We start from the raw sequence: 15420 nt of genomic DNA, 5'->3' as shown, positions 1-15420 counted from the left end.
CGATGCAGCTCACCATCTGGACCTACGAGGGACCACCTCATATCGGCGCCCTGCGCGTCGCCACCGCCATGAGCGGCCTGCACTACGTGCTGCACGCCCCCCAGGGCGATACCTATGCCGATCTACTGTTCACGATGATCGAGCGCCGCGATGCCCGCCCGCCCGTGACCTACACCACCTTTCAGGCGCGCGACCTCGGCTCGGACACTGCCGAGATCTTCAAGAATGCGGTCGCTCAGGCCTATGAGAGGTTCCAGCCCGAGGCGATGATCGTCGGCGCATCCTGCACCGCCGAGCTGATCCAGGATGATCCCGGCGGCCTCGCAAAGGCCCTCGCCCTGCCGATCCCGGTCATCCCCCTCGAACTCCCAGCCTACCAGAAGAAAGAGAATTGGGGCGCATCGGAGACTTTCTATCGGCTGGTGCGGGCTCTGTCCGTGACGGGGGCCGAGCCCGCAGGCAGGGATGGACGACGGCCGCTCTGCAATATTCTCGGTCCGACCGCCCTCGGGTTCCGCCATCGCGACGATCTCGTGGAGATCAGGAGTCTGATCGAGCGGCTCGGCATCGACGTGAACGTGGTGGCACCACTCGGCGCCAGCCCGTCCGATCTCGGACGCCTCGGCGAGGCCGATTTCAATGTGGTGCTCTATCCCGAGATCGCCCGGGCGGCCGCGCAGTACCTTCAGAAGACATTCGGCCAGCCTATGGTCGAGACCGTGCCGATCGGCGTCGCCGCGACGGTCCGGTTCGTGGAGGAGGTGGCGGCCGTCGCCGGCATCGATCCCGCCCCGGTGCTCGCCGGCGCGCCATCGCGGCTGCCCTGGTACTCGCGCTCGGTCGATTCGACCTATCTGACCGGGAAACGCGTCTTCATCTTCGGCGATGCCACCCACGCACTCGCCGCCGCCCGGGTCGCCGCCACCGAACTCGGGTTCAAGGTCGTCGGTCTGGGCACCTATACCCGAGAATTCGCCCGCGAGATCCGGGCCGAAGCAGCGCTCCACGGCATCGAGGCCCTCGTCACCGACGATTATCTCGACGTGGAGGCGGCGATCCAGGCGGCCACCGCCGAACTGGTGCTCGGAACCCAGATGGAGCGCCACATCGCCAAGCGACTGGGCATTCCCTGCGCGGTGATCTCGGCCCCCATCCACGTCCAGGATTTCCCCGCCCGGCACTCGCCGCAGATGGGGTTCGAGGGGGCCAACGTCCTGTTCGACACCTGGGTGCACCCGCTGATGATGGGGCTCGAGGAGCATCTCATCGGCATGTTCCGTGAGGATCACGAATTTCACGCCGACGCCGCGCCATCCCACCTGACGCGGCATGGCGCCGGCTCTCCGGCGACCCAGGTCGAGCGATCTCTCCTCGACGATAAAGAGAAGCCGCAAGTGGCTGGGCACCCCGCCGAGGCGGCTGTCCGCATCGTTCCCATACCTGACGACAAAGGGGAGGGGATCTCGATCTGGGATGCCTCCGCCGAGAAGGAACTGAAAAAGATACCTTTCTTCGTGCGCGGGAAGGCCCGCGCCAACACTGAACGGTTCGCCCGCGAGCGCGCGCTCTCCCTCATCACTGTCGAGACGCTGTACGATGCCAAAGCGCATTTCGGGCGCTGAGCGTCCGACCCTCCGCATCGTCGTCGTGACGATGGACAATCACATGGCGAGCGCCCTCGAGCGTGCCCGACGGCGGCTCCACGACGAGATGCCGGGGCTCATCCTCGGCTTCCATGCTGCTGCCGAATGGGACACCTCTCCCTCCGCGCTCGCCGCCTGCAAGGCAGACATCGCGAGCGCCGACATCGTGCTCTCGACGATGCTGTTCATGGACGAGCACGTCCGCGCCATCCTGCCGTCCCTGCTGGCGCGCCGGCCCCATTGCGACGCCATGATCGGCTGCCTCTCGGCCGCCGAAGTCGTGAGGACCACGCGCCTCAACCGCTTCGACATGGATGGCACCAAGCGCGGCGCCTTGGATTTCCTGAAGAAGCTGCGCGGCAAGCAGGGCGCACAGGGTAACGGCGCCCGTCAGATGGCAATGATCCGCCGGCTCCCCAAGATCCTCCGCTTCATCCCCGGCTCGGCTCAGGATGTGCGGGCCTACTTCCTCACCCTGCAATACTGGCTTTCAGGTTCGGACGAGAACATCGCCAGTCTGGTCCGCTTTCTCGTCGGCCGCTACGCCGCTGGCCCGCGCGAGGGCTGGCGCCTGATCGCCGCCGCGCCGCCACCCCTGAGCTACCCGGAAACCGGTCTTTACCATCCCCGAATGAAGGGCAGGATCGGCGAGGATCTCTCGCGCCTGCCGTGTCCATCGGCCACCATCAAGGGCCGCGTCGGCCTGCTCGTGATGCGGTCCTACGTCCTCGCCGGGAACACCGCGCATTACGATGGCGTCATCGCGGCCCTGGAGGCGCGCGGCCTTGCCGTGGTGCCAGCCTTCGCTAGCGGCCTCGACAACCGGCCGGCGGTGGAGGCCTTTTTCCACCGCGACGGGCGCCCGTGCATCGACGCCCTCGTCTCGCTGACCGGGTTCTCCCTGGTGGGTGGGCCAGCCTACAACGATGCCTCCGCCGCCGAGGAAACCCTGCGCGGCCTCGACGTGCCCTACCTCGCCGCCCACGCCCTCGAATTCCAGAGCGTGGAGCAATGGGAAGCCTCTGATCGCGGCCTCTCGCCGGTCGAGGCCACGATGATGGTGGCGATCCCCGAACTCGACGGCGCCACCGCGCCCATGGTGTTCGGCGGACGGTCGAGCCAATCTCTCGGCGCGAATGCGCGCGACATGAGCGTCCATCCCGAGCGGGCCGATATGCTGGCCTCCCGCGTCGAGCGCCTCGTCTCCCTGCGCAGGAAGGCGAAGGCCGAACGCAAGCTCGCAGTAGTCTTGTTCGGCTTTCCCCCGAATGCCGGCAGCATCGGCACCGCCGCGTTCCTCTCGGTCTATCAGTCTCTCCACAACACGCTGAAGGGCCTGAAGGCCGATGGCTACGACGTCGCCGTGCCCGAGACCGTGGACGACCTGCGCAATGCGGTGCTCGCCGGCAATGCCGCCCGTTTCGGCACTAACGCCAACGTCCATCACCGCATCCAGGCCGACGACCATGTCCGCCGCGAGCGTCACCTCGCCGAGATCGAGGCGCAATGGGGGCCCGCACCGGGACGCCAGAACAGCAACGGCTCGCAGATCTTCGTACTCGGCGCGCAGTTCGGCAACGTCTTCGTCGGCGTGCAGCCCGGCTTCGGCTACGAGGGTGACCCGATGCGGCTGCTGTTCGAGCGAGGCTTTGCACCGACGCACGCTTTCTCTGCCTTCTACCGCTACCTCCACGAGGATTTCCGCGCCGATGCCGTGCTGCATTTCGGCACCCACGGGGCGCTCGAATTCATGCCCGGCAAGCAGACCGGGCTGTCCGAATCGTGCTGGCCCGAGAGGCTGATCGGCGCCCTGCCCAACATCTATCTCTACGCGGCCAACAACCCGTCCGAAGGGATGATCGCCAAGCGACGCTCGGCCGCGACCATGGTGAGCTATCTGACACCGAGTCTCGCCCAAGCCGGGCTCTATCGCGGGCTCATCGACCTGAAGGCCTCGATCGAGCGCTGGCGCGGGCTGGAACCGGAGTCGGAGGCCGAGCGCCGCGACCTCGGCCAGATGATCCAGGCGCAGGCCGCTGGCCTCGACCTCGTTGCCGCCGAGCCGGCCTGGTCGGAAGACCTCTCCGCGAAGGTTCTGGCTCTCGGGCTCGCCATCAGCGAACTCGAACACACACTGATCCCGCACGGCATGCACGTGGTCGGGCAGGGCACGCCAACGGAGGAGCGGATCGACCTGCTGCTCGCCCTGGCGGAATCCTCCAGCGGACTTCGGCCCGACCGCGCCGGCATCGAGGCCCTGGTGGCCGGAGCGGCGATCGACCACGCGCTTCTAGCCGCAGGCTTCCCCCTCGACGACGAGCATCGCAGCGCCTTCGCGAGCTTGCGCGAGACCGATTCCCTGCTGGCAATGGACCATGAGGTCCCGGCCCTGCTGCGCGCCCTGGACGGCCGCTTCATCGCCCCCGTGGCCGGCGGCGACCTGCTGCGCAACCCGGCGGTGCTGCCCACGGGCCGCAACATCCACGGCTTCGACCCCTACCGCCTGCCCTCGGCCTTCGCCGTGGCCGACGGTACCAGGCAGGTCGCCCGCATTCTCGCCCGCTACGCCGACGAGGGCGCGCCCCTGCCGGAAAGTATCGCTCTGGTCCTATGGGGCACCGACAACCTGAAGAGCGAGGGCGGCCCGATCGCCCAGGCCCTGGCCCTGATCGGCGCGGGCCCACGCTTCGACGGCTACGGCCGCCTCTGCGGTGCGACGCTCATCCCCCTCGAAGAACTCGGCCGCCCGCGCATCGACGTGGTCGTCACTCTCTCCGGCATCTTCCGTGACCTGCTGCCGCTCCAGACCAAGCTGCTGGCGGAAGCCTCCTACCTCGCCGCGATCGCCGACGAGCCGTCCGACCGGAACTTCGTCCGCAAGCATGCGCTCGCCCATATGGAAGAGCACGGCATCGACATGGAAACGGCGGCGCTACGTGTCTTCTCCAACGCCGAGGGCACCTACGGCGCCAACGTCAACAACCTCGTCGAATCCGGCCGGTGGGAGGACGAGGACGAGATCAGCGAGACCTTCTCGCGCCGCAAGTCTTTCGCCTACGGCCGCACCGGCGCGCCGACAGCCCAGCGCGCGCTGATGAGCAGCGTACTCGCCAAGGTCGACCTCGCCTATCAGAACCTCGATTCGGTGGAAGTCGGCGTCACCTCCGTCGACCATTACTTCGACGGTCTCGGCGGGATGGGCCGGGCGGTGGCCCGCGCCAGGGGCGAGGCGGTCCCGATCTTCATCAGCGACCAGACTCGGGGCGAGGGCAAAGTCCGGTCTCTGGAGGAGCAGGTTTCCCTTGAGACCCGCACCAGGATGCTGAATCCGAAATGGACCGAGGGCATGCTCGGCCATGGCTACGAGGGCGTCCGCCAGATCGAGGCGCATCTCACCAATACGATGGGCTGGTCGGCCACGTCCAACGCCGTCGCGCCCTGGATCTACCAGCGCATCACCGAAACCTACGTCCTCGATCCGGCTATGCGCGAGCGCATGGCCGCACTCAACCCGACCGCCTCGGCCAAGGTCGCACACCGGCTGATCGAGGCGCATCAACGTGGCTTCTGGACCCCCGACGCGGAGACGCGCGATGCGCTCGACCGCGCCGAGGAGGAACTGGAAGACCGTCTCGAAGGCATCACCGCAGGGGTCGCCGCATGAACATCGCCATCCGAAATCCCGTCGTCGCGAGACGCGAGGAAGGAAGCCTCCAGGTCGAGCTCGACCCGGCTGTGAAGATCGGCACGGCGAAGGTCTTCGCCGTCTACGGCAAGGGCGGTATCGGCAAGTCGACCACTTCGTCGAACCTGTCGGTGGCCTTCTCGAAGCTCGGCAAGCGCGTCCTCCAGATCGGTTGCGATCCGAAGCACGATTCGACCTTCACCCTGACGAAGCGCCTCGCCCCCACGGTGATCGATGCCCTGGAGGCGGTGCAGTTCCATTCCGAAGAGCTGCGCATCGAGGATTTCGTCGCCGAGGGCTATAACGGCGTCATGTGCGTCGAGGCCGGCGGCCCGCCCGCCGGTACCGGCTGCGGTGGCTACGTGGTCGGCCAGACCGTGAAGCTCCTCAAAGAGCATCACCTTCTAGAGGATACCGACGTCGTCATCTTCGACGTACTCGGCGATGTCGTCTGCGGCGGCTTCGCCTCGCCGCTCCAGCATGCCGATCAGGCGCTCATCGTCACCGCAAACGACTTCGACTCGATCTTTGCGATGAACCGGATCGTGGCCGCGATCCATTCGAAGTCGAAGAACTATCCGGTGCGCCTTGGCGGCGTCATCGCCAACCGCTCGGCCAAGACCGACGAGATCGACCGTTTCAACGCCGCCGTTGGCCTGGAGCGCATCGCCCATTTCCCCGATCTCGACGTGGTCCGGCGCTCGCGCCTGAAGAAATCGACTCTGTTCGAGATGGAGCCGACGCCCGAGCTGATCGCGGTCACCGACGAGTACATGCGGCTCGCCGCGCATCTCTGGGCCGGCGGCAAGCCGCTCTCGGCGATGCCGATGAAGGACCGCGACCTGTTCGAATTCCTCGGGTTCGATTGAAGAAGAGGGTCGACCTATGGCCGAGGCAAGCTACGTCGAGCGCCGCTCGCAGCTCACCACCTATTTCGACCGCACCGCCGTCGAGGCCTGGGCACGCCTGACCTCGGATGCACCGGTCTCGAAGATCCGCGCCACGGTACGAGCGGGCCGCGACGCCATGCGGGCGAACCTGCTCTCCTGGCTACCCGACGATCTTACCGGCAAGCGTGTGTTGGACGCTGGCTGCGGCACCGGGGCTCTGAGCGTCGAGGCCGCGAGGCGCGGGGCCGAGGTGGTGGCTATCGACGTCTCGCCGACCCTGGTGGGTCTGGCGCGGGAACGCAGCATCGAGATCCTCGGCCCGGACCGCATCGACTTCCGTGTCGGCGACATGCTCGATCCCTGGCTCGGTCGCTTCGACCACGTGGTGGCGATGGATTCCCTGATCCATTACAGCGCCGCCGACATCACTCGGGCGCTCGCCGAACTCGGCCTGCGCACCGACGGTTCGCTGGTCTTCACGGTGGCGCCGCGAACCGCGCTTCTCACCCTCATGCACGCGGCCGGCCGTTTCTTCCCCCGCGGCGACCGGGCCCCGGCCATCGTCCCCGTCACCGAGGGAGGGCTACGCCGCCGCATCGGCAGGGAAGCGGCGCTCGCCGGTTTCGCGGTGGGACGAACGCAGCGTGTCAACAGCGGCTTCTATCTCTCCAACGCCATCGAGTTGACGCGGGCCTCTCCTCCGCCTTGCGGGGAGAAGCCGGAGCGGACCCGATGAAACCCGCCGACATCACCGCCCGCCTCCTCACGCGCCTCGGCCCCGGTATCATGCCGTTCCTGCCGTTCGCCGATGCGGCCACTCCGGAACTGCCCCTCGGCCGGCTACTGCGGCTGTCGCTGTTCCAGGTGACGGTGGGGATGGCGGCGGTGCTCCTCATCGGCACGCTGAACAGGGTAATGATCGTCGAGCTCAACGTCCCGGCCTGGATCGTGGCCGTGATGCTGTCGCTGCCGCTGATCTTCGCGCCGCTGCGGGCGTTGGTCGGCTTCCGCTCGGACACGCACCGCTCAGTGCTCGGGTGGCGCCGGGTGCCCTATATCTGGTTCGGGACGCTGCTGCAGTTCGGCGGCCTCGCCATCATGCCATTCTCTTTGCTGATCCTGTCCGGCGACACCACCGGGCCGGCTTGGCCGGGCCACGTGGCAGCGGCTTTGGCCTTCGTCATGGTCGGTGCAGGCCTGCACACCACCCAGACCGTCGGCTTGGCGCTCGCCACCGATCTCGCTCCCGCCCATGCCCGACCGAGGGTGGTGGCGCTCCTTTGCGCGATGCTTCTCGTCGGCATGATGGTCAGCGCCATCGTCTTCGGCGTCGCCCTCGCCAACTTCTCCGCGCTCCGGCTGATTCAGGTGATCCAGGGCGCCGCCGTCGTCACCGTGATCCTCAACGGCATCGCCCTGTGGAAGCAGGAGGCGCGGCAGCCAGGCAGAACGGCGAAAGACCTGCCGCGCCCGAGCTTCTCGCAATCATGGGCTGCCTATGCCGGGAGCGGCCTGGCGCGCCGACGCCTCGTGGCCACGGGCCTCGGCACCGCCGCCTTCTCGATGCAGGACATCCTGCTCGAACCCTATGGCGGCCAGATCCTGCACTTGCCGGTGGCCGCCACCACGGCCCTGACCGCGATGCTGGCGGCCGGCGGCGGGCTCGGATTGCTGTTCGCCGCGCGGTGGCTGAACCGGGGGGGGGATCCGTTCCGGGTTGCGGCCGCGGGAAGCGTCGTCGGGATCGGCGCTTTTTCGGCGGTGATCTTCGCCGCTCCGCTCGCCTCGGCCCAGCTCTTCGCCACGGGCGTCACCCTGATCGGCCTCGGCGGCGGGCTGTTCGCCCACGGCACGCTCACCGCCTCGATGGCGAAGGCCGGCCCCGAGGATACCGGGCTGGCCCTCGGCGCCTGGGGCGCGGTCCAGGCCAGTGCGGCCGGCATCGCCATCGCCGCGAGCGGCATCCTGCGGGACGTCGGCTCGAGCCTCGCCGCCTCCGGTGCGCTGGGAGAGGCCATGAGCGACCCGTCGGTGGGCTACCTCATCGTCTACCACATTGAGATCGCACTGCTTTTCGCGACGCTTCTCGCGATCGGCCCCCTCGTTCGCGATACCACCCTTCGAGAAAGCCGCCCTCTCGTCAGAGAGGCGCGCGCCCTCCTGCCGAACCCCGTTTCCCGCCAAGGAGCCTGATCATGCCAAGAGGTGAAATCACGGGCTATGTCGATGTCGCCCAAGTCGTGCTCTATGCGTTCTGGATCTTCTTCGCAGGCCTCGTCTTCTATCTCCGCCAGGAGGACCGGCGGGAAGGCTACCCGCTGGAGAGCGAGGCCGCCGGGCGCCTGAAGCGGCCCGACCCGATCCTGATCCCGAGCCCGAAGCAGTTCCTGCTCTCCAACGGCCTCGTGAAGCACGCCCCGCAGACCGACATGCAGCCCGCCTGGAACTACCAGGGCCACAAGCGCGAGGTCTGGCCGGGCGCCCCGATGGAACCGGATTCCGACGGCCTTCATGACCGGATCGGACCCGGTTCATACGCGGATCGCGACGACCATCATGACCGGACATGGGACGACGAGAAGCGGATCGTCCCCCTCCGGGTCGCCGAGCACTTCGTCGTCCACGAGGACGGCCCGAACCCGATCGGCATGACCGTGTTCGGTGCCGACCGGCAGGTGGCCGGCACGGTCACCGACCTCTGGATCGACCGCGGCGAATCGATGGTCCGCTACATCGAGGTCGAGCTCGGCTCGGGCGGGCGCCGGGTGCTGATGCCCAACACCTTCTGCCGGACCGGGCGGTTCTCGCGCACGGTGAAGACCGAGGCCCTGCTCGCCCATCAGTTCGCCGACATCCCCGGTCAGAAAGACCCCGATTCGGTGACCCTCTACGAGGAGGAGCGGATCATGGCCTTCTTCGGCGCCGGCACCCTATACGCCACCCCCGAGCGTCAGGAGCCGTTCCTATGAGCCGCGCCGCCAAATCCTCCCTCGGCGTGCCCGCCAACGCCTTCGACGCGCCGCCCGGCCTGCCCGCACCGCTGCCCGCCGGCGAGCACATTCTCTGGCAGGGCCGCCCTTCCGGCTTCGGCATCGCCGTCCGGGCGCTGCATATCCGCCTCGTCGGGCTCTGGTTCGTCGGGCTGGCCCTGTGGGCGGCGATCCCGCCGCTCGCCGAGGGAGCATTCGGGCAGGCCGCGCTCCTCGCCGGACCGACCCTCCTCGTCGGCACCGGGGGGGTCGCCCTCCTCGCCCTCCTCGGCTGGCTCTCGGCTCGCTCGACCACCTACACCATCACCAACCGCCGGGTGGTGATGCGTCTGGGCATCGCCCTGCCCATGACCCTCAACCTGCCCTTCGCGCTGATCGAGGGTGCCGGATGCAAGGTGTTTACGGATGGGAGTGGCGACCTGCCTTTACAGCTGCGCAAGGGCAACCGCGTCGCCTACCTCCATCTCTGGCCCCATGCCCGGCCGTGGGCCGTCACGAACCCCGAGCCGATGATGCGATCGATCCCGGATGCGAAGATCGCCGCCGGAATCCTTGCTCGTGCACTGTCAACCAGACTTGACACAACGGAGGAAACTGCGACTCCTATGGTGGTCGCGCGGCAAAGGCCGGTTCGCCCGCCGCGCCTGGCCAACGCGAGTTGAATTCAGGGAGGAGACGCGATGACGGCGAAGGCTGATGCCGCCCGGATTCCACGACCGCTGATCTTCGGGGCACTCGGGCTCATGGGTTTCGTGACGATCGTGGTGGGGGTCGGCCGCAGCGAGGGGATCGGCCTCTCGCAGATGCCGCCGGCCGGAATCGTCCGGTCCGTCGACCTGAACCCGGAGGACCGTTCCGATGGCGCCATCGTCATCAGGGATGCCCGGACCCAGGCGATCATCGCCACCGTCGAGCCCGGCCAGGACAATTTCGTCCGCGCAACCCTGCGCGGCTTCGGACAGGCCCGCCTGCGCGCCGGTCTGGGCCGCGAGGAGCCCTTCCGCCTGACGCGCTTCACGGATGGCGGCCTCGAACTCTCCGACCCGACCACCGGCCGCGCCGTCAATCTCGGCGCCTTCGGCCCGTCGAACTTCGCGGCCTTCACCAGGCTGCTCCCCGAGACGAGGCTCGCCGATAGCGGAGCCGCCCGATGAGCGCCTGGTTCGGACGACGCATCGTCGACGTGCCCTGCACCGTCGAGATCGAGCAGACTCCCGAGACGCTCCACGCCCACGTGACCCTGGACGCCACGTTCGAGATCGAACCCGGCGACGAGGTCCAGGTCCACGACGCGCCGACCTCCGTGCCCTACGGCGAGCGCCTCGTGGTCCGCCGCACCGCCACGGTCACCCGTGCCGGCACCCTGGAGCGGCTCTGGACCAAGTTCGCCGGCAATTTCGAGCTCACCGAACTCTACGAAGTCAGCTTCTCAGAGAGGAGGCGCCTGTGAACGTCTCGATCCAGCATCAGAATCCGAAGGTCTTCACGCCCAAGCTGCCGATGAACGAGGGTACCAAGGCTGCCCAGGAGACGACCTTCCTCTCGCCGCGCTTCTACACCACGGATTTCGAGGAACTCGACCGCACCGATGTCGAGCCCGTGCGCAAGCAGTGGGACATCCTGATCGCCGAACTGCGCGCCGACCCGAACAAGCGCCACTTCATCCGCAACGAGGATTTCGACCTCGACATGTCCGGCCTCGACCCGGACCTGCGCAAGGAGTTCATGGACTTCCTCGTCTCGTCGATCACCGCCGAATTCTCGGGCTGCGTGCTCTACGCCGAGATGAGGAAGCGGGCCAAGAATCCCGACATCCGCGAGCTGTTCGGCTTCATGAGCCGCGACGAGGCCCGCCATGCCGGCTTCATCAACGACGTGCTCAAGGATTTCGGCATCGGCGTCGATCTGGGATTTCTCACCAAGTCGAAGAAGTACACCTTCTTCCGGCCGAAGTTCATCTTCTACGCCACCTACCTCTCCGAGAAGATCGGCTACGCCCGCTACATCACCATCTTCCGCGAATTGGAACGCAACCCCGACAAGCGTTTCCACCCGATCTTCAAATGGTTCGAGAAGTGGTGCAACGACGAGTTCCGCCACGGCGAGGCCTTCGCCCTGCTCATGCGCGCCAACCCGAAGCTGACCTCGGGAATCAACCGCTACTGGATCAAGTTCTTCCTGCTCGCGGTCTTCGCCACGATGTATGTGCGCGACCATTGCCGGCCGCATTTCCACAAGGCGCTGGGGGTCGATCCCACCGACTACGATTTCAAGGTGTTCCGGATCACCTCCGATATCTCGAAACAGACCTTCCCGCTCACCCTCGATCTCGACAACCCGAAGTTCAAGGCGACCCTCGACCGGCTCCTGGTCTGCTCCAACAAGCTCGCCGACGCCAAGGCGCAGGGCGGGATCGTCGGCAGGATCAAGCAGGGGGCCTGGATCGCGGCCTCGGCGGTGAACTTCGTCCGCCTCTACGCGCTGCCGACCATCGACAACCCGATGCCCGCCGAAATCCGCCTCGAGCCGGTCTGGTAGGACGCGGGAGGATGGCCGCCTACGCCGTTCCCGCGCTCTATGCGGTGCTGATCTGGTGGTTCTCCACCGGACTCATCCTCCTCCTCGATCACCGCCCCCGCCATACCCATCCCTGGAGCATGGCGGCCGGCACGCTGGTCCTGGTGGGAGCGCTCTACGCCATCGGCGCCAGCGCCGGAGATTCCAGCGAGACGGGCGCCTACGTGGCCTTCACCGGCGCGCTCCTCGTCTGGGGCTGGCAGGAGATGAGCTACTACATGGGCTACGTCGCGGGGCCGCGCAAAACCGGCTGTCCGCCGGAGACGAAGGGTTTTGCCCTGTTCCGGGCGGCGGCCGCCACCAGCCTGTGGCACGAGGCGGCGATCGTCGCCGGAATGGCCGGCATCCTCGCGATGACCTGGGGCCAGCCCAACCGGTTCGCCCTGTGGACCTACCTGATCCTGTGGGGAATGAACCTCTCGGCGCGGCTCAACATGTTCCTGGGCGTCCGCAACCTCAATGCCGAGTTCCTGCCCGAACGCCTCGGCTACCTCTCCTGCTTCCTCAAGAACCGGCGCATGAACGCGCTGTTCCCGTTCTCGGTGGGCATCGCCACGCTGGTCACGATCCTGCTCGCCCAGGCGGCGCTGGGCGAGGGGATCGGCGCCCACGAGATCGCCGGCTTCACGATCATCACGACGATGATGGCGCTGGCGACCCTGGAGCACGGCTTCCTGATGCTGCCGCTGCCCTCGGCGGCCCTGTGGGCCTGGAGCCTCCCGAAGGCCACCGGCACCACGAAACCTCTCCCCTATGCCGGGGAGAGTGCCTGCAAGACAGGCGCGAGGGGAGTCGGCACGAGCTTTTCCGGAGAGGTGCTTCCTCTCTCTCGCCCCTCGCTCACGCGAGGGCCACCTTCCCCCGCGGAGGGGGGAGGGAACGCTCTCTGACGCTCCGATGAGACGAGTCTCGAGCAGCCAACGCGAAACATCGCGATCCACAGGGAAGGGGACGGCCATGAACTACGAAGACTTCTTCGGTGATGCCTTGTCCGGTCTCCATCGCGAGGGCCGCTACCGCGTCTTCACCGATCTCGAGCGTCAGAACGGCAGCTTCCCCCACGCCACCCATCACAGCCCGGGCGGTCAGCGCCCGGTGACGGTGTGGTGCTCCAACGACTATCTCGGCATGGGCCAGAACCCGGTGGTGCTCGACGCCATGCACGAGGCCCTCGACCGCTGCGGCGCGGGAGCGGGAGGCACCCGCAACATCTCCGGCACCAATCATTACCACGTGCTTCTGGAGAACGAGCTCGCCGACCTCCACCGCAAGGAGGCGGCCCTGCTCTTCACCTCCGGCTACGTCTCGAACTGGGCGGCGCTCGGGACGCTCGCCGGCAAGCTGCCGGGCTGCGTCGTGCTGTCGGACGCCGAGAACCACGCCTCGATGATCGAGGGCATCAAGGCGTCCCGCGCCGAGCGTCACATCTTCCGCCACAACGACCCGGAGGACCTGGACCGCAAGCTCCGCATGATCGACCCGTCGCGGCCGAAGCTGGTGGCCTTCGAGTCGGTCTATTCCATGGACGGCGACATCGCCCCCATCGCCGAGATCTGCGACGTGGCCGAGGCGCATGGCGCGCTGACCTATCTCGACGAGGTCCATGCGGTGGGGCTTTACGGCCCGCGCGGCGGCGGCATCTCGGAGCGCGAGGGTCTCGCCCACCGCCTCGACGTCATCGAGGGCACGCTCGGCAAGGCCTTCGCGGTGCATGGCGGCTACATCACCGGCTCGGCCAGGCTCTGCGACTTCGTCCGCAGCTTCGCCTCCGGCTTCATCTTCACCACCTCGCTGCCGCCGGCGGTGGCGGCCGGCGCGGCGGCGAGCATCCGCCACCTCAAGGCCAGCGGGATCGAGCGCGAGCGCCATCAACAGCGTGTCGCCCAGGTGCGCGCCCGGCTCGACGCCGCCGGCATCCCCTATCTCCCCAACGACAGCCACATCGTGCCGGTGATGGTCGGCGACCCCGTCCTGTGCAAGGCGATCAGCGACACGCTGCTCGACGAGTTCGGTATCTACGTCCAGCCGATCAACTATCCCACCGTGCCGCGCGGGACCGAGCGCCTGCGCATCACCCCGTCGCCGCTGCATTCGGATGCCGATATCGAGCATCTCGTCGGGGCGCTGGCCGCGATCTGGACGCGGATGGGCGTCGAGCAGGCGGCAGCGGAATAAGAACAAAGAACCCTCCCCCCTTCGAGGGGGAGGGTGCCTGCGGAGCAGGCGGGAGAGGGGGCGACCTCTCCGGAACCGGCGTTTCCCTCTCCCGACCCGCATTCGCGGGCCACCCTCTCCCGCAGAGGGGAGAGGGTGATGCGCACGACGCGTCGAGACAGCGGGAGAAGGCCCATGATCGTCAACGGAACGGCCCGAATCTCCTCTCTCACATCCCATCCTCGTTCACATCCCGAGGCGCCGGAGCCCTCCTCTGCGGCCGCCGACGCGGCTCCTCGGGATGAGGTAGAGGTGGGAAGGCAACGGGAGCGGGCCTCAGCCACGCCGCAGACCACCTTCCCATTCTCCGCCATCGTCGGCCAGGACGAGATGCGCCGGGCGCTGATGATCGCGGCGGTGGACCCGTCCGTGGGCGGCGTCCTCGTCTTCGGCGACCGGGGCACCGGCAAGTCCACGGCGATCCGGGGCCTCGCCGCCCTGCTGCCGCCGATGAAGGCCGTGATCGGCTGTCCCTATTCCTGCGATCCCGGCAAGCCCGCCGGCGCGTGCCCGCACTGCGCCACTCATGCATCATCGCGAAAGAGCCATCTCGCGCCGGTGCCGGTGGTGGACCTGCCGCTCGGCGCCACCGAGGACCGGGTGGTGGGCGCCCTCGATCTCGAACGCGCCCTGACCCGCGGGGAGAAGGCGTTCGAGCCGGGGCTGCTGGCACGCGCAAATCGCGGCTTCCTCTATATCGACGAGGTCAACCTCCTCGACGACCATCTCGTCGATCTCCTCCTCGACGTCGCGGCCTCCGGCGTGAACACCGTCGAGCGCGAAGGCCTGAGCGTGCGCCATCCGGCGAAGTTCGTGCTGGTGGGCAGCGGCAACCCGGAGGAGGGCGAGTTGCGGCCCCAGCTCCTCGACCGGTTCGGCCTCGCCGTGGAGGTGACGACGCCCACCGATCTGCCCACCCGCATCGACGTGGTGCGCCGGCGCGACGCCTACGAGCGCGACCCGGCCGGGTTCTGCGCCCGCTACGCCAAGGCCGACAGGGCGCTGCAGAAGCGCCTCACCGCCGCCCGCGCGCGCCTGTCGGCGCTCGACGTCCCCGACGAGACCCTGGAGGCTGCCGCCCGGCTCTGCCTCGCTTTGGGCACAGACGGCTTGCGCGGCGAACTCACGCTCATGCGCACCGCCAGGGCGCTGGCCGCCTATGACGGCGCCGAGACGGTGGGAATCGACCATCTCCGGCAGGTCGCCCCCAGCGCCCTGCGCCACCGCCTGCGCCGCAACCCGCTCGACGAATCCGGCTCCACCGCCCGGGTCGTGCGGGCAGTGGAGGAGGTTCTGGGGTCGTGAGGGACGGCGGCGGCGCGGCGATCTGGACCAGCGCCCTGCGCATCGCGCGGCTGGTCGCCGCCGATCCGCACGGATGCGGCGGCGTCGTGCTGCGGGCGGGGGCCGGGCCGGTGCGC

The 15420-nt window shown here is 67.9% G+C and carries 13 protein-coding genes; all 13 read left to right on the top strand.

Annotated features, from left to right (window positions below; genetic code table 11):
* The first annotated feature begins 2 nt into the window (after positions 1–2).
* A complete protein-coding gene (bchB, locus tag ACFQ4G_RS20040; RefSeq protein WP_238205762.1) occupies positions 3–1622 on the top strand; it encodes a ferredoxin:protochlorophyllide reductase (ATP-dependent) subunit B in 1620 nt (539 codons plus the stop codon).
* Positions 1597–5307: a magnesium chelatase subunit H gene (locus ACFQ4G_RS20035; RefSeq protein WP_238205760.1), complete on the top strand. Its 3711-nt coding sequence runs from the start codon at positions 1597–1599 to the stop codon at positions 5305–5307. Before bchB ends, ACFQ4G_RS20035 begins: the two co-directional genes overlap by 26 nt.
* A complete protein-coding gene (bchL, locus tag ACFQ4G_RS20030) occupies positions 5304–6197 on the top strand; it encodes a ferredoxin:protochlorophyllide reductase (ATP-dependent) iron-sulfur ATP-binding protein (protein ID WP_238205757.1) in 894 nt (297 codons plus the stop codon). Before ACFQ4G_RS20035 ends, bchL begins: the two co-directional genes overlap by 4 nt.
* Positions 6198–6213: 16 nt before the next feature.
* Positions 6214–6954, top strand: a complete 741-nt coding sequence (gene bchM / locus ACFQ4G_RS20025; RefSeq protein ID WP_238205756.1) for a magnesium protoporphyrin IX methyltransferase — start codon at positions 6214–6216, stop codon at positions 6952–6954.
* Positions 6951–8411, top strand: a complete 1461-nt coding sequence (locus ACFQ4G_RS20020; RefSeq protein WP_238205754.1) for a BCD family MFS transporter — start codon at positions 6951–6953, stop codon at positions 8409–8411. Before bchM ends, ACFQ4G_RS20020 begins: the two co-directional genes overlap by 4 nt.
* A 2-nt stretch (positions 8412–8413) precedes the next feature.
* Entirely contained in the window at positions 8414–9187 is a 774-nt protein-coding gene (puhA, locus tag ACFQ4G_RS20015) for a photosynthetic reaction center subunit H (RefSeq protein WP_238205752.1), read from the top strand.
* Positions 9184–9870 carry a photosynthetic complex putative assembly protein PuhB gene (gene puhB / locus ACFQ4G_RS20010; RefSeq protein ID WP_238205750.1) on the top strand — a complete coding sequence of 229 codons (687 nt, stop codon included), beginning with the start codon at positions 9184–9186 and terminating at the stop codon, positions 9868–9870. Before puhA ends, puhB begins: the two co-directional genes overlap by 4 nt.
* Before the next feature lie 18 nt (positions 9871–9888).
* Positions 9889–10362, top strand: coding sequence for a photosynthetic complex assembly protein PuhC (puhC, locus tag ACFQ4G_RS20005; protein WP_238205748.1), 474 nt, complete (start codon positions 9889–9891; stop codon positions 10360–10362).
* Complete coding sequence (locus tag ACFQ4G_RS20000) at positions 10359–10658, top strand: hypothetical protein (RefSeq protein ID WP_238205746.1); 300 nt, start codon at positions 10359–10361, stop codon at positions 10656–10658. The genes puhC and ACFQ4G_RS20000 overlap by 4 nt, the downstream gene beginning before the upstream one ends.
* Positions 10655–11746: a magnesium-protoporphyrin IX monomethyl ester (oxidative) cyclase gene (gene acsF, locus ACFQ4G_RS19995; protein WP_379040933.1), complete on the top strand. Its 1092-nt coding sequence runs from the start codon at positions 10655–10657 to the stop codon at positions 11744–11746. The genes ACFQ4G_RS20000 and acsF overlap by 4 nt, the downstream gene beginning before the upstream one ends.
* Before the next feature lie 11 nt (positions 11747–11757).
* Positions 11758–12675 (top strand): putative photosynthetic complex assembly protein PuhE, encoded by a 918-nt coding sequence (gene puhE, locus ACFQ4G_RS19990; RefSeq protein ID WP_238205744.1) that lies wholly within the window; start codon positions 11758–11760, stop codon positions 12673–12675.
* A gap of 67 nt (positions 12676–12742) precedes the next feature.
* A complete protein-coding gene (gene hemA, locus ACFQ4G_RS19985; RefSeq protein ID WP_238205742.1) occupies positions 12743–13960 on the top strand; it encodes a 5-aminolevulinate synthase in 1218 nt (405 codons plus the stop codon).
* A gap of 291 nt (positions 13961–14251) precedes the next feature.
* Positions 14252–15304 (top strand): magnesium chelatase ATPase subunit I, encoded by a 1053-nt coding sequence (bchI, locus tag ACFQ4G_RS19980; RefSeq protein ID WP_379040930.1) that lies wholly within the window; start codon positions 14252–14254, stop codon positions 15302–15304.
* Positions 15305–15420: the final 116 nt, after the last annotated feature.

Origin of the sequence: Methylobacterium marchantiae (assembly GCF_042679825.1) — a bacterium.
GTDB lineage: Bacteria > Pseudomonadota > Alphaproteobacteria > Rhizobiales > Beijerinckiaceae > Methylobacterium > Methylobacterium marchantiae.
The sequence above is the reverse complement of the archived record's forward strand: the minus strand, read 5'-3'. Positions and strand labels throughout refer to the sequence as shown.

Bases quoted from the DNA above. Each gene is read 5' to 3' on its own strand.
- bchB (WP_238205762.1), top strand. From the start codon at position 3: ATGCAGCTCACCATCTGGACCTACGAGGGACCACCTCATATCGGCGCC.
- ACFQ4G_RS20035 (WP_238205760.1), top strand. From the start codon at position 1,597: ATGCCAAAGCGCATTTCGGGCGCTGAGCGTCCGACCCTCCGCATCGTC.
- bchL (WP_238205757.1), top strand. From the start codon at position 5,304: ATGAACATCGCCATCCGAAATCCCGTCGTCGCGAGACGCGAGGAAGGA.
- bchM (WP_238205756.1), top strand. From the start codon at position 6,214: ATGGCCGAGGCAAGCTACGTCGAGCGCCGCTCGCAGCTCACCACCTAT.
- ACFQ4G_RS20020 (WP_238205754.1), top strand. From the start codon at position 6,951: ATGAAACCCGCCGACATCACCGCCCGCCTCCTCACGCGCCTCGGCCCC.
- puhA (WP_238205752.1), top strand. From the start codon at position 8,414: ATGCCAAGAGGTGAAATCACGGGCTATGTCGATGTCGCCCAAGTCGTG.
- puhB (WP_238205750.1), top strand. From the start codon at position 9,184: ATGAGCCGCGCCGCCAAATCCTCCCTCGGCGTGCCCGCCAACGCCTTC.
- puhC (WP_238205748.1), top strand. From the start codon at position 9,889: ATGACGGCGAAGGCTGATGCCGCCCGGATTCCACGACCGCTGATCTTC.
- ACFQ4G_RS20000 (WP_238205746.1), top strand. From the start codon at position 10,359: ATGAGCGCCTGGTTCGGACGACGCATCGTCGACGTGCCCTGCACCGTC.
- puhE (WP_238205744.1), top strand. From the start codon at position 11,758: ATGGCCGCCTACGCCGTTCCCGCGCTCTATGCGGTGCTGATCTGGTGG.
- hemA (WP_238205742.1), top strand. From the start codon at position 12,743: ATGAACTACGAAGACTTCTTCGGTGATGCCTTGTCCGGTCTCCATCGC.